Origin of the sequence: Mesorhizobium sp. M1312, from assembly GCF_040318115.1 — a bacterium.
Lineage (GTDB): Bacteria > Pseudomonadota > Alphaproteobacteria > Rhizobiales > Rhizobiaceae > Mesorhizobium.
Map to the genome: position 1 here is coordinate 1 of NZ_JAMYLQ010000045.1, position 19940 is coordinate 19940.

21 protein-coding genes, 3 pseudogenes and 1 other annotated feature are annotated in these 19940 nt (G+C 57.6%); of the genes and pseudogenes, 10 read left to right on the forward strand and 14 right to left on the reverse strand.

Annotated features, from left to right (window positions below; all coding sequences use genetic code 11):
- On the forward strand, positions 1–257 hold a 257-nt coding region (locus tag NKH36_RS31920), incomplete at its 5' end, for an integrase core domain-containing protein (protein WP_352965892.1).
- 175 nt (positions 258–432) lie between these two features.
- Here the strand turns inward: NKH36_RS31920 and NKH36_RS31925 are convergent.
- Positions 433–1374 (reverse strand): LysR substrate-binding domain-containing protein, encoded by a 942-nt coding sequence (locus NKH36_RS31925; RefSeq protein ID WP_352961024.1) that lies wholly within the window; start codon positions 1372–1374, stop codon positions 433–435.
- Between the two features lie 235 nt (positions 1375–1609).
- Between NKH36_RS31925 and NKH36_RS31930 the strand changes: the two are divergent.
- Positions 1610–1930, forward strand: a pseudogene (locus NKH36_RS31930) (IS3 family transposase); the annotation flags it as partial.
- Positions 1806–1921, forward strand: a sequence feature (AL1L pseudoknot). Its footprint overlaps the pseudogene before it by 116 nt.
- 184 nt (positions 1931–2114) lie before the next feature.
- Positions 2115–2342, forward strand: a pseudogene (locus NKH36_RS31935) (transposase); the annotation flags it as partial.
- 260 nt (positions 2343–2602) lie between these two features.
- On the opposite strand, the gene NKH36_RS31940 reads toward NKH36_RS31935, so the two are convergent.
- Entirely contained in the window at positions 2603–3010 is a 408-nt protein-coding gene (locus NKH36_RS31940; protein ID WP_352961023.1) for a tyrosine-type recombinase/integrase, read from the reverse strand.
- 824 nt (positions 3011–3834) lie between these two features.
- Between NKH36_RS31940 and NKH36_RS31945 the strand changes: the two genes are divergently transcribed.
- Positions 3835–4077 carry a hypothetical protein gene (locus tag NKH36_RS31945; RefSeq protein WP_352961022.1) on the forward strand — a complete coding sequence of 81 codons (243 nt, stop codon included), beginning with the start codon at positions 3835–3837 and terminating at the stop codon, positions 4075–4077.
- A gap of 24 nt (positions 4078–4101) precedes the next feature.
- Here the strand turns inward: NKH36_RS31945 and NKH36_RS31950 are convergent, their stop codons facing one another.
- The 8 genes from NKH36_RS31950 to NKH36_RS31985 all read right to left on the reverse strand — a co-directional run bounded on the left by NKH36_RS31950 (position 4102) and on the right by NKH36_RS31985 (position 11494).
- A complete protein-coding gene (locus NKH36_RS31950; protein WP_352961020.1) occupies positions 4102–4581 on the reverse strand; it encodes a hypothetical protein in 480 nt (159 codons plus the stop codon).
- Positions 4582–4709: 128 nt separating this feature from the next.
- Positions 4710–5723, reverse strand: coding sequence for a glycine betaine/L-proline ABC transporter substrate-binding protein ProX (gene proX, locus NKH36_RS31955; RefSeq protein WP_352961019.1), 1014 nt, complete (start codon positions 5721–5723; stop codon positions 4710–4712).
- A 266-nt stretch (positions 5724–5989) separates the two neighbouring features.
- Entirely contained in the window at positions 5990–7231 is a 1242-nt protein-coding gene (locus NKH36_RS31960; RefSeq protein ID WP_352961018.1) for an NAD(P)/FAD-dependent oxidoreductase, read from the reverse strand.
- Positions 7232–7279: 48 nt separating this feature from the next.
- Positions 7280–7603 carry a 2Fe-2S iron-sulfur cluster-binding protein gene (locus tag NKH36_RS31965; protein ID WP_352961017.1) on the reverse strand — a complete coding sequence of 108 codons (324 nt, stop codon included), beginning with the start codon at positions 7601–7603 and terminating at the stop codon, positions 7280–7282.
- 118 nt (positions 7604–7721) lie between these two features.
- Entirely contained in the window at positions 7722–8735 is a 1014-nt protein-coding gene (locus tag NKH36_RS31970; RefSeq protein ID WP_352961015.1) for a sterol desaturase family protein, read from the reverse strand.
- Between the two features lies 1 nt (position 8736).
- Entirely contained in the window at positions 8737–9585 is an 849-nt protein-coding gene (locus NKH36_RS31975; RefSeq protein WP_352961014.1) for a 3-methyl-2-oxobutanoate hydroxymethyltransferase, read from the reverse strand.
- A 261-nt stretch (positions 9586–9846) separates the two neighbouring features.
- Positions 9847–10788: a LysR substrate-binding domain-containing protein gene (locus NKH36_RS31980; RefSeq protein WP_352961013.1), complete on the reverse strand. Its 942-nt coding sequence runs from the start codon at positions 10786–10788 to the stop codon at positions 9847–9849.
- 493 nt (positions 10789–11281) lie between these two features.
- On the reverse strand, positions 11282–11494 hold the full coding sequence (locus NKH36_RS31985) for a cold-shock protein (RefSeq protein ID WP_023749661.1): 213 nt from the start codon (positions 11492–11494) through the stop codon (positions 11282–11284).
- Positions 11495–11726: 232 nt separating this feature from the next.
- Here NKH36_RS31985 and NKH36_RS31990 point away from each other — a divergent pair.
- Together NKH36_RS31990 and NKH36_RS31995 are read left to right on the forward strand one after the other, a co-directional pair.
- A pseudogene (locus NKH36_RS31990) lies at positions 11727–12332 on the forward strand (carboxyl transferase domain-containing protein).
- Positions 12259–12579 (forward strand): biotin carboxylase N-terminal domain-containing protein, encoded by a 321-nt coding sequence (locus NKH36_RS31995; protein ID WP_352961071.1) that lies wholly within the window; start codon positions 12259–12261, stop codon positions 12577–12579. Before NKH36_RS31990 ends, NKH36_RS31995 begins: the two are co-directional and overlap by 74 nt.
- Before the next feature lie 210 nt (positions 12580–12789).
- On the opposite strand, the gene NKH36_RS32000 is transcribed toward NKH36_RS31995, so the two are convergent.
- Positions 12790–13545, reverse strand: coding sequence for an aspartate/glutamate racemase family protein (locus NKH36_RS32000; RefSeq protein WP_352961012.1), 756 nt, complete (start codon positions 13543–13545; stop codon positions 12790–12792).
- Between the two features lie 1427 nt (positions 13546–14972).
- Here NKH36_RS32000 and tnpA point away from each other — a divergent pair.
- From tnpA to NKH36_RS32020, 4 genes are all read left to right on the forward strand, one after another.
- Positions 14973–15380, forward strand: coding sequence for an IS66-like element accessory protein TnpA (tnpA, locus tag NKH36_RS32005; RefSeq protein WP_352961010.1), 408 nt, complete (start codon positions 14973–14975; stop codon positions 15378–15380).
- The gene (tnpB, locus tag NKH36_RS32010; protein WP_352961009.1) at positions 15377–15724 is read left to right on the forward strand and encodes an IS66 family insertion sequence element accessory protein TnpB; all 348 of its coding nucleotides are present in this window, start codon (positions 15377–15379) and stop codon (positions 15722–15724) included. The genes tnpA and tnpB overlap by 4 nt, the downstream gene beginning before the upstream one ends.
- 96 nt (positions 15725–15820) lie before the next feature.
- Positions 15821–17386, forward strand: coding sequence for an IS66 family transposase (gene tnpC / locus NKH36_RS32015; RefSeq protein ID WP_352961070.1), 1566 nt, complete (start codon positions 15821–15823; stop codon positions 17384–17386).
- 3 nt (positions 17387–17389) lie between these two features.
- Positions 17390–17605 (forward strand): hypothetical protein, encoded by a 216-nt coding sequence (locus tag NKH36_RS32020; protein ID WP_352961008.1) that lies wholly within the window; start codon positions 17390–17392, stop codon positions 17603–17605.
- Between the two features lie 172 nt (positions 17606–17777).
- Here the strand turns inward: NKH36_RS32020 and ehuA are convergent, their stop codons facing one another.
- From ehuA to ehuC, 3 genes are read right to left on the reverse strand one after another with little or no spacing between them, the layout of a single operon-like run.
- On the reverse strand, positions 17778–18584 hold the full coding sequence (gene ehuA, locus NKH36_RS32025) for an ectoine/hydroxyectoine ABC transporter ATP-binding protein EhuA (protein WP_352961007.1): 807 nt from the start codon (positions 18582–18584) through the stop codon (positions 17778–17780).
- An 8-nt stretch (positions 18585–18592) separates the two neighbouring features.
- Positions 18593–19261, reverse strand: coding sequence for an ectoine/hydroxyectoine ABC transporter permease subunit EhuD (gene ehuD, locus NKH36_RS32030; protein WP_352961006.1), 669 nt, complete (start codon positions 19259–19261; stop codon positions 18593–18595).
- The gene (gene ehuC / locus NKH36_RS32035) at positions 19261–19923 is read right to left on the reverse strand and encodes an ectoine/hydroxyectoine ABC transporter permease subunit EhuC (RefSeq protein WP_352961005.1); all 663 of its coding nucleotides are present in this window, start codon (positions 19921–19923) and stop codon (positions 19261–19263) included. Before ehuC ends, ehuD begins: the two co-directional genes overlap by 1 nt.
- Between the last annotated feature and the right edge of the window lie 17 nt (positions 19924–19940).

Below are 19940 nucleotides of genomic sequence, written 5' to 3' on the forward strand. Positions count from 1 at the left end.
GCGACGAGCTGTTGAACGAGAGCCTGTTCTTCGGCCTCGACCACGCCCGCAGTGCCATTGCCGAATGGAGGCAGGACTTCAACACTGCGAGGCCGCATTCCTCGCTCGGCTACCAGACCCCGGCGGCCTTCGCCGGAACCCTCACCGCAACCGGCTCCGACGCTGCGCTCAATGAAGGCTTCGCGTCTCCGCCGGTTGCTCCAACCGCGCCATACGGCGTAACAGAAACGGCCGAGGCTCTAATCGCCACTGGATGAAAGTTCAGTGGCAGGTCAGTTAAAGGAAGCATGCCTTGGTCCTCTGTGCCGAAGCATTCGCAGGACTCGACCAAGCGGCGCATGCAGGGGTGTCGAGCAGCCAGCATCCACACACCCTAATTTCGTACTGGTTGACCATCGATGGTATATGAAATGCAGAAAAACCGCCGGATGCTTAATCGCCGGGCCGGCTCCGCGAAAAGCCTTTGATAGGACCGCCATAACGGCGAGTAAGCCATTCCTCAAATCGCTCCAACGGAAAAATTGGAGGCCGATTCGAAGGCCAAGCTAAGTGAAACTTGTCCTCTGTTTCTAGGAACTCGGAAAGTGGGGTCACCAAGCGTCCTCTCTCAAGCAGTTCGCCAAGCAGCCGAAGCGAGCCCAGCGCCACGCCTTGACCTGCGAGGCACGCCTGGATCGTGTTGTAGTAGCTATTAAAACCCATGGTTTGGTGGTTCTTGGCTGGCTCTACCGAGAATTCGCGCAGCCATTGACGCCAACCTACCCAAGATGGATGTTGATCCTGCGTGTAGAGAAGTTCGCAGTTCGCCAACTCGGTCACTTTCCGAAGCGGACTGTTCCTTTCCAAGAACTCCGGAGAGCAAACCGGGGTGAGGATGTCTGGAAACAACGGCCGTGTTGTGAAGCCGGGAAAATCAGGTTTGCCGAATACAAACATTAAATCCACCTGCCCGGTGGGCTCGATCCCTTGAGGGTCGGATGTCACGACAAAAATTTCTCCGCCGCCAAAATACTCTCTGACCTCCGCCACCTGGGGCATCAGCATGAATGTAGCAATGGCGGTGGAAGTCGACAGCACAATCTGTTGCCTCGACCGATCCTGAACTAAGTCGTCAAGCGCATGAGTGATCTGAGATGCCGCTGCAGAATAGGCTTTCAAGAGCCGGTGACCCGCGGGGGTCAACGAAATCTGCTTATGCGCTCGGGCGAAAAGCGGCTGCCCCAGCCTGCTTTCGAGCTCCATCATTTGTTTGCTGACCGAACTCTGTGATAACCCGACTTCTTCGCCGGCCAAGGTGAAGCTTTCGCGACGAGCAGCCGCTTCAAAAGTGGGCAACAATCGCTGGATGTTCCGGTAAAGCGTCTTTGATTGCATGCCCCGTCGCGCCGCAGCAATTTGGGTTCACTTGCTTCTGTAGGCCATCCTTAAGCGACTGACAACGATGGGCCCTCAAAGCGTAAATCGGATGGCCCGGTGAAATACACAAAAACTAAAACGACGAAGGGAACCGCGCCGGGTTGATCGGAGGCTCAAACTCCTAAGAGGGTAGCCATGACAAGCAAGACGACCCAACAAGTTCTCTCCCGAGGTCCGAACCCCCGCAGTTCGGCTGGTTCTGGATCACGAAGGCGAGCATACCGCCAAGATCGGCTGCACAGCGCAGACGCTGCATGAGTAGGTGAAGGAGGCTGAGCGCAACATCGGCGTGCATGACGGCGTGCCTACGGTATGGCGAAGAAGCTGGAGACTTTGGAACGCCAGAACCGCGAGCGTCGGAAGGCCAACCAGATCCTGAGCAAGGCGAGCGCGTATTTTGCCAGGCGGAGCTCGACCGCCGGTTCAAGACATGATCGTCTTCATTGACGATCACCGCGAGGCGCATCGGGTCGAGCCGATCTACAAGGTATTGCCATTCGCCCCGTCGACCTACCGTAAGCGGGAAGGCCACCCCATCTGGCGCAGCAATTATGCGGCGGCGATGATGACACTGAGGTAGCCGAGGAGCTTTCAGTGTCAATTTCTATGTCTGCGCCTATGCCTGCGGATAGAAGCTTTCAATTGATTGAGGCGGTTACGGATCGCTTCGAGGGTCACCGGTCGCGCGGAGGCGGCGATGGTCGGATGCGTTCAAGACCGAGATGGTGGCAAGAAGCTGTGAACCTGGCGCCAATGTTTCGGCCCTGGCTCGGGAGATCGGGATCAGCCCATCGCAATTGTTCGGCTGGCGGGCTGCGGCGCCCAAGACGGATGAGGTGGAACGCGCCGGCAAGGACAGGAGGCCGGCCTTGGGAGGCTTCAGGCTCACCATTCCCGAACCATTGAGATTGAAGTCAATGGCGTGACAGTCCGGGCCGGTGCGAATGTGTGCGAGGACCATCTGCGGCGTGTTTTGCGGGCGGCGCGCTCAGCATGATCCCGGCAGGGGTGAAGGTCTATCTTGCGAGCCACCCAGTGGACTTCCGATAAGGCCTCGATGGCCTCCTTTGCGCTGGTGCGGGATGCCGGCTCGGATCCGTTCTTATGTGTCGTGCGGATTATGTGGCGGAGCCGTCCCGGCGACCAGCCTGGGCCTGCCCAGTCCGGAATCTTCCGCCACATAATATTAGATGCTGTTTAGCAGTTGCAGGACGGCATCGTTCGGTCTGAAGCGCACGCCGTGATTGTCATCGACGCCCGCCTTCTCGAGCCCATTGCGCATCATCTCGACATCCGCAGCGGCATAGCGGTGGGTGGTGGCGACTTGTGCGTGCCCAAGCCAGGCTTGAATCGTCAAGAGATCCACACCGGACTGGAGAAGCGTCATGGCGAGGGAGTGTCGGAAAATATGTGGCGATATGGGCTTGTCGCTCAAGGCCGGCCTGATAGCCACCGCTTTGGCGGCCGCTCGCCGCACGATATGGGTCGCTCCGAAACGCGTCAGGCGCTCGGTGCGGGCACCGACAAAGATTGGTCGCGGCCCGTGGTTCGCGATTCCGCGTTCGCTCAACAAGGCGGTCAGCGCTCGCGCCAAGTCGCGAGCAATGGGGATTGCGCGGTCTCTGCGCCCCTTGCCGTGCAGGAGCTCTTGTGGATGCTGCCGCTCTAACTGTGTGCGCCCGTTTGATAGGAATCGTCAGCACGCGTTGGGCGACACCGGAGGACGCCGGGTCGGCGGCTGCAACGGTGAAAGAAGGATCGGATGGCGGCCAGGCGGGCGTTGCGCGTGGCGATGACGTGTTGCGCTTCTCCTCGAGCTCGTCGAGGAAGGCGAGAACGAGGTCTGGATCAAGGTCTTCGAGCGCCAACGCCGCCGGCTTCTTCCGCAACCGGGTGGCGGCAAAGATGATCAGCATGCGCAAGGCGTCGCGATAGCTGGCCACGGTCGCGGGAGTCGCGTTGCGTTGTTTGGTCAAGCGCCGGCGAAAATAGGACTCCAGGAGCGGCGCCCGCAGCAGGTGTTTGCTCACTGGTGCACCTCCCGTCGAGGAAGGCGCGCTCTGCCGCAATGGCGAGAAGATCCGCCGAACCGGTGAGATAGTAGGCTGTATCGCTGTAGCTGGCGTGACCGACATATGTGGCCAGCAACGGGAGCAACGGTGAGTACGGTCTCCCCGTCAAGCTGCATACGGGTTACTTTGCCACGAGGGACTCGATGGCCCTTGCAAGGGTAAAGGAGAATGCAGCGGACTTTTGCAGCTTGCTGCAGGACTATCCCGAGGTAGGGGTCGTCCCTATGCACATCGGTTACCCCTACCAGGACCGTGACCCGTCTTGGCCTCTGGCATCAGCAGCGTGCAGACGTTCAGGCGGCTTAAGGCAGCAGTGGAAGAGGTAGTCCTGTAGGACCTTTTCCCCATGGGGCCCGATAAATGGCCGCTCGGCGTGGTGGGGATTGAAGAAATCCGCAGCAGAGCGTTTCGATACATGTTCGAAATTCAATCGCCGCGAAAAGGCCCCCTGGTATTTGACCGCTACCGCCTGCTTCCCGTAGCCCTCGAAGAAGTGGTCGATCGCAGCGAGCCAATCTTCGAAAGTCTTTATGGTCAGACCGGTCTCACTTTTCAACTTTCGCAAGGTCGGCGGCGCTGCACCGGCTGAGCTCTAGAATGCTGATATCCTGCCTCAGAAGCTCTGGAGGTTCGCTCTCCATGAAATCCGCTCAAGTGAATTGACATGGCACTCGGTCAGCCTGCTCACGTTCTTTAGAACGTGCTCATAGTAGCCACGCTTTTTGAGGTCGTAGTACCTGCTGGCGAGCTCTTCCACGTGCTTCAACGAGAATGACTCGATCCCGTAGAGGTTGCGCAATGTATGGGAGAAAGCCTGGGCGTAGCCCGTGTGTTTGATACGCTCCCAGAACGGGTGCACAAGCTTGAACTTGTCGATCGACGGCGTCTCTGGATCGTAAAAGCGCTGCTCGTCAGCGGTGCTCATCCCCGCGCAGTGAAGGTCATCCTGTATGTATTCCCTGAACAAAAGGGCCCAATCATCGCAAGGGAAGAGCCAGCCGCTCGACCCTTTCGTCCGCCGTGACTCCTCTACGAGATGCTCGTGAGTATCCACCAGGTCCGTTTCAGCGACAATCTCTTCGCTCCAGTCCATCTTTGTCCTTCACTAAGCGTCTCGCTGCTGGATCAGGGTCATCCACAAGTTTCTGCCGGCAGAATTCGTCCGAATCCCGCCGGCAGACATCTGGCAATTGGGGAGATACCCCAGAGAGCCATCGTTGCTTATTTAGCAGCGGCCTTGGCTTCCGTGATCCATGCGTCCCATTGCGACTTGTGTTTCGCCTTCCAATCCTCTGCATGGGCAAGCACCTGTGCGGCCGAGGTTTCTCCTTGGTGCTCGAGCAAATTCTCGGCATTGATGTCCTCGATCGGGACGGCCAGCAGTTCAAACCACTTACGTGCAGCCGGATTCTTCTTCAAAAAATCAGTGTTAGCGATCACTTGTTGGATGTTCACCGGAAATCCGGTATTTCCGATGCTAGGCACGTCGGTGACGGCACCAACCTGATCGTCTGGCAGCGCCGTGGACGTCACCGTCAGCCATTCCACTTCGTGGCCGGGCCGCAGGACAGCGCTCAACCAATTCGGCGTCCAGGCATAGTATAAAGTTGGCTTGCCTGCCTTGATTCGCTCCATCGCGTCGGCAATGATCGTTTCATAGTTGCCCTGCAGGTGATGCACAGTGTCTCGCAGACCGTAAGCATCCAGTTGGTGTTCGATTACCCGTTCGCATCCCCAGCCAGGATTGCAGCCATAGAGATCGGCCTTTCCATCGCCGTCGATATCGAACAGTTTGGCGATAGCCGGATCTTTGAGCTGGTTGATCGTCTTTATATTGTTGGCGTCGGCAGTCTTCTTATCAATCAGGTAGCCCTGAATGGAGTTGGTTACCAGTGTGCCCACCGGCTGCAGCTTCGCCTCGCCGCCAGCCTGTTCAAAAAACGATTTATGGAGAGGATTCCAATAGGCGGGGTAGTAGGTCGCATCACCGTTGGCAACCGAGACGAACGCCGCCTGCACCTGCATAGAAGCCGATTCTTGCACATCAAATCCGAGGTCCTTGAGCCCCAGGCCCACCAGATACCCCTGAAACCATTCACCCACGTAATTCTGATCGGAAGGTTGGACGGTAACCCCCTTACCGGGCAATTCTTCTGCGACAGCCGCCGTCCCAGCTGTGACGCTAAACATCACTAAGAGAGCCTTTTGAAGCCCCATCCTGCCACTCAATCGCATCCACGTTTCTCCCTTCTGTTATGGTTCACCGGAAAAATACGACGCTGCCAAATTTGGTGTTATGCATGCTCGGAACCCCGATACCCCATCATTGGAGCGCAACGCGCCGGACAATGAAACTGCAAAATACTCATGTGTCAGTTGAGGTGATAAAGCGCCGACTCTAGACGTCTATAGAGCAGCGCCGACGCCGCTGCTTTGAGTGGAAGGTTCTTTAAAAAAGCCGGACATGGGCCGGGCAATGGCCTTGCGCGGGTCTCGTGGGATCACCCGACAGTAGATCCTACGGAAACCGGCACGGCTCGTGAAATCAACGTCTTAACGTCGGTCGCGGCGTCGACCACGTAATGGGGCGCGATAGTGTGTCGGGACTCCAAGATCCTTTTCCCAACCATGTAGGCCCGTGCGTCATTGATCGCATCGACAGCCAGAAGGCGATCCCCGCGATAGTACCAAATCGACCGCGATCCCTCTTCGCCCTTCCGTTCCAGGACCCGATCGTAGCCGGCGTTCAAGCCCGCAATCTGGAGCTTGACGTCATATTGATCTGACCAGAACCAAGGTTTCGCCTCATAAGCCTGAGTCATCCCGAGGATATTTCGGGCCACCACCTCTCCTTGGTGGATCGCGTGTCCCACGCTCTCAAGGCGGATGCGCCCGCCTTCATGCGGGAAAGATGCGCAATCGCCCACTGCCCAGATATGCTGGTCGGAAGTACGGCCGTGAGCGTCGGTTCTTATGCCGTTTTCGATTACGAGGTCAGCCTCCTGCGCGAGCCGTGTTCTCGGCATGATGCCAATTCCCACGATGGCGAAATCAACTGGCAGCTCGGTGCCGTCAGACAAGACGGCGCCGGAAACGCGCCCCGTACCTACAAGGCGCTCCAGTGCTATATTTTCTCGAATGACGACGCCGTTGGATAGGTGAAGCTCGCGAAAGAAGCTGGACGTCTCCGCGGCTGCGACGCGCTGCAGGATCCGTGGCGCCATTTCAATCAGGGTGACCTTGAGCCCGAGTTTGGCACCGACGGCCGCCGCCTCGAGTCCGATATAGCCCCCTCCGATGATCAGGAGTTTCCGGTTAGGACGGAACTCACCCGCCATCGCGTCCACATCCGCGATGTTTCGGATCGTATAGACCCCCTGCAACAAGCCGCCCTGGGCCTCCGGCAACTGCCTCGCACTGGAGCCGGTCGCAATCGCGAGATGCTCATAGCGGAAACTTTCCCCTCCAGCCCACACTCTACCCACTTCACGATCGATCGCGGTAACACTCCTACCGACCCTCAGGTCTATGCCGTGATCTCCCCAGAATGAAGTCGCACGCAGCGCCATCCTATCCAATCCAGCCTGGCCGAGCAGATAGGCTTTCGACAAAGGGGGGCGTTGATAAGGCGCGACGGGCTCGTCACCGATCAGGGTTATGGGACCTGCATAGCCGAGTTGGCGCGCTTCCGCTGCAAGCGATGCGCCTGCCTGCCCTGCACCAATGATAACAATGCCAGGCATATGACTTCCTTTGGGCTGTGAGTGGCGAGCTGCCCTTGCCGGCCAGCTTCAGGCCTGTCGTTCCGGCAAATGCAGGATCAGGCCTTCAAGCGCGCCGTTGACTTTGATCTGGCAGGTCAGCCGCGAGCGGCTGAGGTCCGCCCCGTACGCAAATTCCAACATGTCCTCTTCCATCGGCTGCTTGGCAGGAAGCTTCGCTACCCAGCTGGGGTCGATATAAGCGTGACAGGTCGCGCAGGAGCAGCCGCCGCCGCAATCGGCCTCGATCCCGGGAATACCGTTGTCCCGGGCGCCCTCCATGACCGTCGCGCCTTGGCGCACGTCCACTACATGAGCTTGGCCAGTATATTCGACGTATGTGATTTTGACCATTTGCCCTCCTTCAGGCGCAACGCGGCAAATACTTCCGGCGAAGCTGCGGGGTGGCATCAATCTTGAGCAGCGCCTTACCCTCCGCGGCTGCCATATCTAAGGCCGCGCGGTCGGCACCTTATTTCTTGCGCATCTCTTTCATGCGCACGCGCGTGCGCGCCGTGGCTTCTTCCGAACCATCGTGAAAGGTCCCGAACCACTTGTCGCAAGGCACCTCCGGTTCGCCGTAGTTGCACTCGAAGTAGCGGTGGTGCAGCTGGTGAAAGAAGTCGCCTACCCTGAGCCCCGTGTCGCGGTCTTCGCCTAAGGTGACCGACTCGTATCCGGCATGGGAGCTGACCGCTAAAAGCACCTTCTGCTGGAGATGAAAAATGAAATGAATCGGGTGCGAGGCGAGTACCACGTGGATAAACACAGAACTTAAATACACGATGTGCTCGATCGGATGCATGGACATGCCTGACCACGGACCAACGTTCACGTTGCGATGATGCAGGGAATGCACATGGTTGTAGACCAGTTTTGAGTGCAACAGACGGTGGATCCAGTAGAAGTGGAACACGCCATAGAATGGCAGGAAAATAAACCAAAGCACAAAAAAGACCGGATGAGCGGCAGCGTCCAACATTGGCAAGTAGCCGTTTGCGTAGGCCCAAAGGCCCAGAACTTCATAAGCTGTCCAGACGGTCACGCCGCTGGCAATCGACCAGAATACGTTATCGAGAAACTGACTGCTGAAGGTGAACAGCGCATTCTTCTTGTGGAAGGGGCGGGCATCGTATCGAAGACGATCGCCCTGCATTTTGAACGTGTAAAGATAGAGGTGCATCCCGCCCGCGACGAGGGTGATCAATATCAGATTACGAAGATAGACCCCGGCAATCCAATCGAAGGCAAAAGTACGTGCCGTCTGCAATGAGGGCGACAGGTAGAACCACGTCAGGATTGACATGCCAACGACGATGAGACGGTCCGAAATCGGTAGCCAGGAATTCCAAAGGAGCCTTAGCCCCTCGGCTGGTCCACGCTTCAGGTTAAAGATCGAGCGGTCTTCCAGTGGGAGATCAGGCTGAAAGTTCCAGGTGGACTTGGCAGGCAGGGTGACCTCAGGCTTTGTCGCATCATGTGCCATATCAGTATCCTTTGTGCTCCGCGCCCAAACCCGTCTTGCCAAGTTGATCCCGGAAGGCTTCGAGCTCATGGGGCTTCATCGAGATCGAGACTTCCCTGTAAGGGAACGAGCCGTCGCGCACGGCCGACTGAAACGCGGTTAGGGCCTCACGGCGTTCGCGCTCAATCTGCTCCTGCAAACGCCGCACGTTGCCATACGCGTAGGCGTGGCGTGGCGCATTCTCGGTTTCACCACAGATATCCTCCGAAAAAAGGAAAGTGACGTCTCCGCCAGATCCCGAGCCTATGGAGAACGTGATCAGGCTGGTTTGCTTGTTGATTTCTTCAAGGACTTGCTGCGGGACGAGCTCGACTTCCACGGCGAATGCGCCGGCCTTTTCCATAGCGCGGAACCTCTCGGCCAGCTTCAGAGCCTCATCTGCGGTCGTGCCATAGGCGCGCAGCCCGCCGATCCATGTGCTATAGGGTGGTACAAGCCCCACGTGTCCCATGACGGGGAAATCAAGATTAGCCAACATCGTGATCGTGTCCAGACTGCGAGTGGTGTAAAGTGCGTCCGCACCCTCATCCATTGCCCGCATAGCCCCGTTCAGCACATCATTCTCAGTCGGGTGATCGACCAGCATCAGTGCAGCGGTGACGAATGTATTGGGTGCGGCCTCTCGCACCTCCTTCATCATTTGAACGCGCGTAATAATCGTGTCGATGCCGGCGGCGGCGGCGCGAGCGGCCTGTTCGCCATTCATCGCCGTCACCTCGGTCAATTGCTGCTTGCCCTTGTTGGCGCGCAAGTCCGCGACGGTCCAATTACGTTGGGCAGGACGGTGACCAAACGTGAAAATGTTGCGCAATCTAATGCCCTCCTCAAAGCGACCGCAGCCGAACTTTCGGATTGACGGATATTGCGACGGCTCAGCTTGTTCAAATGAAATATGGCGCCACCTTGCATTCCCTATGGGAATGCAAGCGAACCGTCCGGATTTTGGGGCTTGGAGTGTGGGCGTGACGAGATAATCTGGGTCCCTGTCTAGAGGGAGCGCGCCACCACAGCCTTCAAGTCAGGCTCGATCGACGACTATAGCCTCACGGGACTAGAGACTACTCCTGAACTATCAATCCCTGGACGTGGCGAGCAAAGGAAATCCTGGGATCGCACCGCCGTACCGACGAGTCAGCCACTCCTCGAACGGCTGGATCTGAAAATCCGGTGTCCGGTCGGCGGGCCAGGCTAAATGGTATACGTCTTCGGTTACCAGGAACTGCGAGAGTGGGGTCACCAAGCGTCCCGATTCCAACATGTTGCCGAGCTGGCGCAGCCAGCCTAGAGCCACGCCCTGGCCTGCCAGACAGGCTTGTATCGTATTAAAGTAGTTATTGAAGCCCATGGGTTGATGGTTTTTCGGAAGCTCCAACGCGAACTCCCGCAACCATTGCCGCCAGCCCACCCAAGATGGATGCTGCGCCTGCATGTAAAGCAGCTCACATTTCAATAGATCACCCACGTCCCGCAACGGGCCGCTCTTCGCCAGGAACTCTGGCGAGCAAACCGGGGTGAGAATATCAGGAAAGAGTGGACGGGTGCTGAGACCGGGGAAATCGGGCTTGCCGAAGGTTAGAGCGAGATCAACCTGACCGGTTGGCTCGATACCCTGAGGGTCCCAGGTCACTAGGAATATCTCGCGCCCAGGGAAGCAGTCTCGCAGCTCGGCAAGCCGGGGAAGAAGCATGAACGCCCCATTTGCCGTCGACGTCGACAAAACGATCTGTCTCGAATGCTCCTGAATTAGATCTTCAAGGGCGTCGATAATCTGAGAGGTGGCAAGAGAATAAGCCTTGAGGAGCCTGTGACCTGCGGAGGTCAAGGATATCTGTTTGTGGGCACGGACGAAAAGCGGCTGCCCAAGTCGGTTCTCAAGCTCCATCATTTGTTTGCTGACCGCGCTTTGTGACAAGCCGACCTCTTCACCTGCGTGTGTGAAGCTCAGATGGCGAGCAGCCGCTTCAAATGCAGGCAACAGCCGTTGAAGGTTTCGAAATAGCGCCTTGTTTCGCATTCTGACTCTCTCGGCCATCCGAGGTGGAATTGAATATATAGGTCGCGATACTCGAACTTGTCTGTCGGACACAGCGATCCACCGATCGCGGCCTTATTTGGATGGGCACCGAATTGCTCGCATGAGCGCCGTGTAGGCGACCCCATCCTCCCCCCTCACTCGGCCTTGGAAGACGTGGGGCTCGGCCGCAAACAGAAAGAGGCGGAAGCGCCCAAGAAGCAGACGCGCAAGGAAGGCCGCAGCCTCACGTCAATCTTTGGGCTTTGTTCTGGTTCGCAGCAGCCACTGGCGTAATCTGCGCGGAATATGAAAAGGCGGGGTACCAGCCCCGCCCCCTGCAAACGACCTTATTTCATAAGGGATTCGCAAAGCCCTTGCAGCAATCTGCTGCCCGGCCTTGCAGCTTAGCCATGTTCTTGCTTGCTCTTATCGAGCGGTCGCCAGTACATCCGGTACTTGCCGCGTCCTTCCGGCTCTTGCCGCAGGCGAGAAATCAGCCAGCTTTGCTGAGGCTGCCAGCAGAGGACTTGCCGGTCCGGCGGTCTTGCTCGATCTCATAATTGATCTTCTGGCCGTCAGCGAGGGTCGAGAGGCCCGCGCGTTCGACAGCGGAAATGTGGACGAAAACGTCCTGACCGCCATTGTCGGGCTGAATAAATCCAAATCCCTTGGTGCTGTTGAACCACTTCACGGTTCCGGTCGCCATATTTACGCATTCCTTCGTAACAATTTGCAGCGTGGCCTGGCCGTTGAGCCATTCCGGTTCATATCAAGGCCTGGGACTTAGACGCAACAAAGCGAAAATTGCAAGACCCAGTTTGCCCCAATGGCAATACTCAGATTTCCCGAGCCAAGCTCAAGACAACAAGAGCCTGATCTTGGTCACCTCATGCCGGCCAGTCGCCGCGCCGATGAACTGATCCAGCAAACCTCGCGCGTTGCCGAGCGCATTCGGGCCGGCCGCATCGATTGGCGGCTCGCTCCGCTCGAAACAACATCATCACCGGATTTGTTCGCATCGAGGGCAGGACGGCCGGCGTGGTGGCCAACCAGCCCATGGTGCTGGCCGGATCCTCGACATCGATTCCTCCCGCAAGGCGGCGCGTTTCGTCCGCTTCTGCAACGCCTTCGACATCCCGATCCTGACGCTCGTCGACGTGCCGGGTTTCCTGCCGGGCACCGCCCAGGAATATGGCGGCATCATCAAGCACGGCGCCAAGCTACTGTTTGCCTAATTCCAGGCGACCGTACCGATGGTCACGTTGATCACGCGCAAGGCTTATGGCGGCGCTTACGACGTGATGGCTTCCAAACATATTGGTGCCGACATCAACTACGCCTGGCCGACCGCCGAAATCGCGGTGATGGGAGCAAAGGGCGCGGCCGAGATCCTCTACCGGTCCGAACTCGGCGATCCCGAGAGGCTGGCGGCTCGTACAGGAATACGAGCAGCGTTTCGCCAACCCCTTCATTGCCGCCGAGCGCGGCTTCATCGACGAGGTGATCATGCCACATTCCTCACGCAAGCGGATCGCGCGTGCTGACCGCGACGCCTTGCACGTCCGGCAAGCCGATGAAGCGGTCCATATCGGTCCCGCCGCCTCGGCCCAATCCAATCTTCGCATTGCAAACATCCTCGACGCCGTCACCGCTACAAGGCATTTTGCGAAGATCGGATGTGCCGCACGAAATTCTCTCAGCCAAGCGCCAAATGGTCTATGTGGACCCCGGCGGGTACGGTCGCCAGCTACAACGACAATTGGGGCCGACATTGACCGTCGTCCGATGTAGAGCTGCTACCAGTAAAAAACAAAAACTACAGGAACTTGCTGTTGGATGAAGCATATTGACCTCTCCGCAGCCGCTGATGGTTGATGTCAGGGCTTCGCTCTTCGCCCTAATGCGGCATACGAGCCCGAAATAGCTTGGTGAAGCTCAGCTAATCGCCCGCCAAGCTGCGGCACACGTTGATCCGTTGTGGCAGGAAGGTAGGCTTGGCTGCTAATAAGCCCTTCGCACCATACCGCTTACCATGAATTCAACCATCGAGGTGAAGTCGAACACGGGCCGACCGGTCGCCTCCTGAATGGCAGCAGCGTACGTTGGCAACTCCGAGCACTCGAGCAGCAACATTCCGACGTCAGGCCTGTCCTTGACCAGAGCAATTGCCGTATCGATGACTTCGGCATGCATAGCGCTGAGATCCAGCTGGCCGTCTTCTAAAAACGCTCTGCGAAAGGCTGGAGCTCCTTCAAGTCCAGCAACTGCCAAACGGGCGTTGTTCGCTGAGATCCCAGCTGCAGCTAGCACGTCCGGGCTCAGCAATGACGCGTTTGCTGTAATGACACCAAGGGACTGATCTTTGGGGAGCATCATTTCGAGCATGGGAGCGAGGAGCATGGGAGAGAGCAACACCGGCACATCGACTGCCGAACGAACCGCCTCTTGGAAGCGGATCATGAACCCGCAGCCCGAGGTGATCAGCTGCGCGCCCTCCTCCACCAGCTCAACCGCAGCTTGGGCGACCGCGGCAGACAGATGCGCGCCGTTCGGCCCCAGAACAAGGTCTGTAGCAAGCCCAGGGACCACCTTATATCGAACTGGGACGCTCCAGGTACCCGCATTCCCGACGCTGCCGGGAATGAATTTCAGATTCTCGGTTTGGAGCAACAAGATGCCTATAGGCGCGCCGAAATAAGACTGTCTAGGCTTGGAAATGAAATGCCGCTTATGGTCTACAATCTTGGTATCGAACATCGCATGCCTCTTCAAGTTTGGTTAAAGCGTTGAGGAAAAGGTTGTCACGATTTATATCATAGCCGAGAGTAAAATAATAGAAGAATAATAGCGCTGTACCGAAATGCTGCCCTGTCGCATAATTTTAACATGTCGTCACTCAATGTGCGAGCAGATTCAATAAAATATCATCACGACGATTCCAAGTATCAAGCTACAACCTGCTAACGACGCGATAATCGCGTAAATGCTTTTATCTAAATCGCTTTCTGATCGCATCAACTAAGTCTCCGTTGCGACTTTCTGGATCTGCAATTTATTCAGCTCATCCTGATCATATTTTGATACTCGGGACAAATCGGCCGGTATGCTGCGCCGGGCTCGAATGCGCGCGCCATGAGTTTCTTGCCGTGGCACGGCAAGAAAAGCCCACCAGCTTTTGGAAGCGATGTTAGCGCACATAGTGCGTACAGATTCTGCAGAACTCACCTATCACACGCAGTTTTAGGGCACAGACTCCTGTTTTGCGCTGACTCCTGCGCCTGGACAAATGACTCCGAAATAGAGAGTAACCGCACCTGAAACTCAAGGCGGTGTTGTAGCTGGCTGTCGAACCGCTTGAACCTTTGGCCACTTTTTGTCCTTGGGCTGTGGTTCTGATCGCGGGGCCGCCGCCTTGGTGGGCGAGCGGACCGTATGCTCCATATCAGATTGCGGCGGTTACGGCTCTTCAAATCGCTTCCTCAACGGCGGAAAGCAACTTCTTGGTGCGGTCGTGTTGAGGGCTGCAGAAATAAAGCTTGTGGCGGCGCCGGCTCCTTGATCGAGCCACATAAATGGAAGCAGATACGGTCGGAATGTCTCGGGCGAAGCTCATGATGGGTAACCATGATCCTGGTGAGCTTGTGCTCAGCGCGACCAGTTTCCGAATGACTTCCGTCACTTCACAGATGACGGGAGCTATGGCGACGCACGCTCGTTACCCGCCATACAAACGGGAAGGATCATGCGCACTTGTCGGTCATACCCACCATCTGCAGGCGCTCTTCGGATTGCTGAAGCGTCTCTTTCCTCGAAAGCCCCGGACCTGGACCGGGCCCTCCATGCAGTTCTGGATCACTAAGTCATGTCGGGCACGGGTTGAAGAGCTGGAACCATCCAGCTCGATGAGTGTCTTCAACCGGATAAATCACCGTCATCTGTGCGAAGGACATCCGGAAACAAAGGGCTGAGGCAATCAGAGGAGGCCTCGCCAGCGCGCCACCAGACGTCGACCCTATCTCGGAGAGGCGGACAAAAATTAGCCGAGCATCGCCAACGGCCCATCAACGCCTCTAACGTCGATTTCTTCACTTGACCGGTATCCATCCGGCGGAGGCCGCCTTGCGTGATTGAGGGGGTTCGTCGGAGTCTGTGACCTTAAGTCTATGCTTAAGGTCATGAGGTCGATGAAGATTGAAGTTTTGGGTGCCGAACGGCGCCGGCGCTGGCGGCATGAGGACAAGATCCGGATCGTTGAGGAAAGCTTCGCGCCCGGTACTGTTGTTTGCGACGTGGCGCGGCGGCACGAGATTGCAAATAGCCTCTTGTTCAGTTGGCGACGGCAAGCCCGGGAGGGCCGTCTTGGGGGCGGCGGGGTGGAAACGGGATTTGTCCCGGTCACGATCAGCGAAGCGGATACGAAGCGGCCGGTGAGCGGCGATGTGGCCACTAGGAGTGAGGCTAGTCCTCGGGCTTCCCGCCACGCCTGCGGGTTGATTGAAATCGACCTCGGTGATGGGCGCTGCGTTCGGGTTGACCGGACGGTGGATGCCGATGCGCTGGGTCGAGTTCTTGACGTTCTTGATCGGCGATGATCCCGGTTCCGAGCGGTGTTCGGGTATGGCTGGCCACCGGCCACACCGACATGCGAAAAGGATTCCCGTCCTTGGCTTTGCAGGTCCAGGAGGTTCTGAAGCGCGATCCTTTGAGCGGCCATCTGTTCTGCTTTCGCGGACGCAGGGGTGATCTCTTGAAGGTGATCTGGCACGACGGCCAGGGGGCATGCCTGTTCACTAAGCGGCTGGAGCGAGGCCGCTTTCTGTGGCCGTCGCCTGCCGATGGCGCGGTAACGATCTCGGCGGCGCAACTCGGCTATCTGTTGTCCGGCATCGACTGGCGAAATCCGCAAGAAACGTGGCGTCCAACATCGGTCGGATGAGATTTTGCCTTTGAAAATCGCCGGCGGTCATGATTCGCTCGGCTTGTGAACACCGCTGCCGATTCGCTGCCTTCCGACCTTGCCGCCGCCCACGCGATGATCCTGGCGGAACGTGCTGCGCGCATTGCGGCCGAGGCGGCGCGCTCCCACGACGCCGCCCTGGTCGCCCACCTCAAGCTAGAGATAGAAAAGCTGCGGCGCGAGCTCTTTGGCAGCCGCTCGGAGCGCAAGGCGCGGCTGCTCGAGCAGATGGAATTGCAGCTTGAGGACTTGGAGACGGCGGCGAGCGAGGACGAACTAGCTGCCGAGAAAGCGGCGGCCCGGAGCCAGACGGTTCGCATATTTGAGCGCAAGCGGCCGTCGCGCAAGCCATTCCCGGAGCACCTGCCGCGTGAGCGGATCGTGATTGCCGCACCCGAGAGCTGCCCGTGCTGCGGCTCTCCAAAGTTGTCGAAGCTGGGCGAGGATATCACCGAGACGCTGGAGGTGATCCCGCGGCGGTGGAAGGTCATTCAGACCGTGCGCGAGAAGTTCTCATGCCGGGAATGCGAGAGGATAACGCAGCCGCCGGCTCCCTTCCACGTGACGCCGCGCGGTTTTGCCGGGCCGAACCTGCTGGCGATGATCCTGTTCGAGAAGTTCGGCCAGCATCAGCCGCTCAACCGCCAGAGTGAACGTTATGCCCGCGAAGGCATCGATCTGAGTGTCTCGACATTGGCCGACCAGGTCGGCGCCTGCGCGACGGCGTTGCAGCCGCTCTATGAGCTGATCGAGGCCCATGTTCTGGCCGCCGAGCGCCTGCACGGCGATGATACTACGGTGCCGATCTTGGCCAAGGGCAAGACCGTCACCGGCCACATCTGGACCTATGTCCGCGACGACCGGCCCTTTGGAGGCCGTGCGCCGCCAGCGGCGCTCTACTACGCCTCGGGCGATCGACGACAGGAGCATCCCGAGCGGCATCTTCGAGGCTTCGCCGGCATTCTCCAGGCCGATGCCTACAGCGGCTACAATGCGCTCTACGATCCGTCGCGGACCCAGGGAGCGATCACGCCGGCGCTGTGCTGGAGCCACGCCAGACGTCAGTTCTTCGAACTGGCCGACATCGCCGCCAATGCCCGGCGTGGCCGACAGGCGCCGGCGATCTCGCCCATTGCCTTCGAAGCCGTCAAGCGCATCGACGCGCTGTTCGACATCGAGCGCGCCATCAAAGGCCTCAACGCGGGAGAACGCCTGCGCGTGCGGCAGGAACAGAGCCGGCCTCTGTTGACTGCCTTGGAAGCATGGCTGCGGGATGAGCGCTCCCGGCTGTCGCGCTCGGCCTCGGTCGTCAAGCCGATCGATTATCTGCTCAGGCGCTGGGATCGCTTCACCGGCTTCCTCGACGACGGCAGAATTTGCCTCACGAACAATGCTGCCGAGCGGGCGCTCAGAGGCTTCGCTTTGGGACGAAAATCGTGGCTCTTCGCCGGTTCCGAACGCGGCGCGGCCCGGGCAGCCGCCATGTCCACGCTCATTACGACGGCAAAGCTCAACGATGTCGATCCGTTGGCCTGGCTGGCCGACGTGCTCGCGCGCATCGCCGGCATCCCACATAGCCGGCTTCCTGAATTGCTACCGTGGGAATGGAGAAAGCCCGATCAGCAAGCGGCAGCCGCCTGAACCATGGCAGCGATCGCCCACGTCTTCACGATCCGGCGCGTCGCCCAAATCCTGGGCCAGGATGAAGACCTGCTGTGGGACCTGTCGGACCAGCTCGAGCCTGAGGAGGGTAAGCTGTGGGTCTACGATATCGATGGAATCGAAACCCCTGCCTTTAGCGACTTCGGCATCGAGGCCCTTCGCGGAATCATTCGAGACCAGCTCGATCCAACTGGCTAACCGGCGACAGCTAGTTGTCCCTTCAAATCCGGCACGCCGCGGTCCCTACCGGATGCTTACCTTGACCGGTCGGAATGTCACCCAGGAAACGTGTTCGACGTGGAAACGTACCACGGCCGGTAGACGGTGTTCGACCAAGGCAATCAGATTGCGGTCAACGTCAATCCGGATCTCAGACCGCTTCTTTGATGGCGGAAAGGAACTGCTTAGTCCGCTCACGTTGCGGCTTTCCAAAAAGCTCGTGGGGAGTGCCTTGCTCTTCTATCTTTCCGCCGTAAAAGAAGCAGACACGGTCAGAAATATCGCGCGCAAAGCCCATTTGATGGGTTACCATCAGCATCGTGAGATTGTGTTCGGTAACTAGCTTGCGTATCACGTTTGTCACTTCCCCAATCACTTCCGGATCCAAGGCGGAGGTAACCTCGTCGAAAAGCATCACCTTTGGCCGCATAGCCAACGCGCGGGCAATTGCAACGCGCTGCTGTTGCCCGCCCGAAAGGCGCGAAGGATGTTGATCCTTTTTGTCGATCATGCCGACCATGTGCAGCAGCTCTTCCGACCGCTCCCGCGCTTCTTTTTTTGAAAGACCTAGAACGTAGACAGGACCTTCCATACAGTTTTGGAGGGCAGTCATGTGAGGGAACAAATTAAAGCTCTGGAAGCACATGCCGATAGCAGTCCGCATCCGCCGAAGGTGACGCTCATCCGCGGGAACGAGCACCCCGCCTGTGGCCATATGAGTAAGTGGCTTGCCCTCAACGTAGATCACGCCATCATTGATAGTCTCGAGAGTCATGAGGGCACGTAAGACAGTGGTCTTGCCGGAACCTGACGGACCGATAATTGAAACCATCTCCCCTTCAGCAACATCGAAATTCAGGTGTTCGATGACGTTGAGCTCGCCATAGCTCTTTCTGACATTCAGGAATCTGACCATAGGACGGTCAGAAGCAGGCAACTCTAAAGGATAATCGCTCATCTCTCTCTTCACAGGCCCAGCCCCAACCGCAGTCGACGTTCGAATATTTTTAACAACCCGGCCGTTGGCAGCGAAATCAACAAGAAGATTAAACCCACTAGCGTGAATGGCTCAAGGTACCTATAATTTTCCGAACCGATCGCATTCGCGGCGTGCATAAGCTCCATCACGCCAATTACCGATAGCATCGGCGTATCCTTGAGAATGCCAACGAGATAGTTCCCCATTCCTGGCACAGCAGTCAAAAGCGCTTGTGGTATGATGATGCGCCAGTAGGTATGAGCTGGGGACATGTTTATCGCGCGACATGCTTCCCATTGTCCGCGCGGTACTGCTTCGAACGCTCCACGGTAGACCTCGGACAGGTATGCCGAGTAGTGAACCCCGATCGCCAATATACCCGATGTCCAAGGCGATAAAAGGATACCAAATTGGGGAGCGACGTAAAACACGAAAAATATCTGAAGCACGAGCGGTGTCGAGCGAACAAACTCAACGAGCTCCCGCACTACCATTCGTGCGGGTGCAAACGTTGACTGTTGCGATAGGGCTAAAAGCAGACCCAGGACAAGCGCCATCGCATAACCCGCACAGGCCGCAATCAGTGTGTTACCGGTCGCCCATAGAAGCTTCGGCAAAATTTCCCAGGCAAAGTCCCAGTTCCATGCGCTACTCATTACCTGCCTAACCTCCGTGCCATGGCCCGCTCAGCCCAGCGCATGATCGGAGTTATGGCCACTCTCGCAAGCAGATAGTAAATGATAAGCGCTGTGCCGAACGCCTGTGCGGATGCGTAGGTTGAAGCATTGATCTGCTTTGCTTCAAACATCAAATCTGTAACCGATATCAGAGATACAAGTGCGGTGCCTTTAAGCAACTCGATCAGAAGATTTCCCCATGGTGGCAGCATAAGCGCAAACGCTTGAGGCAACACGATACGTCGCATTCTCATGTAGGGTGACATAGATATTGCAATTGCGGCCTCCCACTGTCCACGAGGAACAGCTTGGATTGCGCCTCGCACCACCTCGGCACCATATGCGCCGTAATTTAGTCCCACTGACACGAAGCCGGCAACGAAGTTTGGGAGCGTAATACCAAAAAGGGGCAAAACGAAAAAGATCCAGTATAACTGGACCAGAAGTGATGTACCTCGAAATATTTCTATGAAGAATACTGAGGCGCCATGGATCAGTTGGTTCCTTGAAAGCTTTCCAAGTCCCGCTGCCAATGCAACCGATATTGCCACGAGCGCAGCGAGGAGAAATTGCAGACAGGTCACCCACGTTCCATAGATCAACACCGAACCATATGTTTGAAGAAGTTCCCAGACGGGCATCGGGTCAGCCTCTGAAC

What these genes read in the sequence shown, in the direction of transcription:
- NKH36_RS31925 (WP_352961024.1), bottom strand. Translation starts at nt 1,374, where the DNA reads ATGCAATCAAAGACGCTTTACCGGAACATCCAGCGATTGTTGCCCACT.
- NKH36_RS31945 (WP_352961022.1), top strand. Translation starts at nt 3,835, where the DNA reads ATGGGGCCCGATAAATGGCCGCTCGGCGTGGTGGGGATTGAAGAAATC.
- NKH36_RS31950 (WP_352961020.1), bottom strand. Translation starts at nt 4,581, where the DNA reads ATGGACTGGAGCGAAGAGATTGTCGCTGAAACGGACCTGGTGGATACT.
- proX (WP_352961019.1), bottom strand. Translation starts at nt 5,723, where the DNA reads ATGCGATTGAGTGGCAGGATGGGGCTTCAAAAGGCTCTCTTAGTGATG.
- NKH36_RS31960 (WP_352961018.1), bottom strand. Translation starts at nt 7,231, where the DNA reads ATGCCTGGCATTGTTATCATTGGTGCAGGGCAGGCAGGCGCATCGCTT.
- NKH36_RS31965 (WP_352961017.1), bottom strand. Translation starts at nt 7,603, where the DNA reads ATGGTCAAAATCACATACGTCGAATATACTGGCCAAGCTCATGTAGTG.
- NKH36_RS31970 (WP_352961015.1), bottom strand. Translation starts at nt 8,735, where the DNA reads ATGGCACATGATGCGACAAAGCCTGAGGTCACCCTGCCTGCCAAGTCC.
- NKH36_RS31980 (WP_352961013.1), bottom strand. Translation starts at nt 10,788, where the DNA reads ATGCGAAACAAGGCGCTATTTCGAAACCTTCAACGGCTGTTGCCTGCA.
- NKH36_RS31985 (WP_023749661.1), bottom strand. Translation starts at nt 11,494, where the DNA reads ATGGCGACCGGAACCGTGAAGTGGTTCAACAGCACCAAGGGATTTGGA.
- NKH36_RS32000 (WP_352961012.1), bottom strand. Translation starts at nt 13,545, where the DNA reads ATGTTCGATACCAAGATTGTAGACCATAAGCGGCATTTCATTTCCAAG.
- tnpA (WP_352961010.1), top strand. Translation starts at nt 14,973, where the DNA reads ATGAAGATTGAAGTTTTGGGTGCCGAACGGCGCCGGCGCTGGCGGCAT.
- tnpB (WP_352961009.1), top strand. Translation starts at nt 15,377, where the DNA reads ATGATCCCGGTTCCGAGCGGTGTTCGGGTATGGCTGGCCACCGGCCAC.
- tnpC (WP_352961070.1), top strand. Translation starts at nt 15,821, where the DNA reads ATGATCCTGGCGGAACGTGCTGCGCGCATTGCGGCCGAGGCGGCGCGC.
- NKH36_RS32020 (WP_352961008.1), top strand. Translation starts at nt 17,390, where the DNA reads ATGGCAGCGATCGCCCACGTCTTCACGATCCGGCGCGTCGCCCAAATC.
- ehuA (WP_352961007.1), bottom strand. Translation starts at nt 18,584, where the DNA reads ATGAGCGATTATCCTTTAGAGTTGCCTGCTTCTGACCGTCCTATGGTC.
- ehuD (WP_352961006.1), bottom strand. Translation starts at nt 19,261, where the DNA reads ATGAGTAGCGCATGGAACTGGGACTTTGCCTGGGAAATTTTGCCGAAG.
- ehuC (WP_352961005.1), bottom strand. Translation starts at nt 19,923, where the DNA reads ATGCCCGTCTGGGAACTTCTTCAAACATATGGTTCGGTGTTGATCTAT.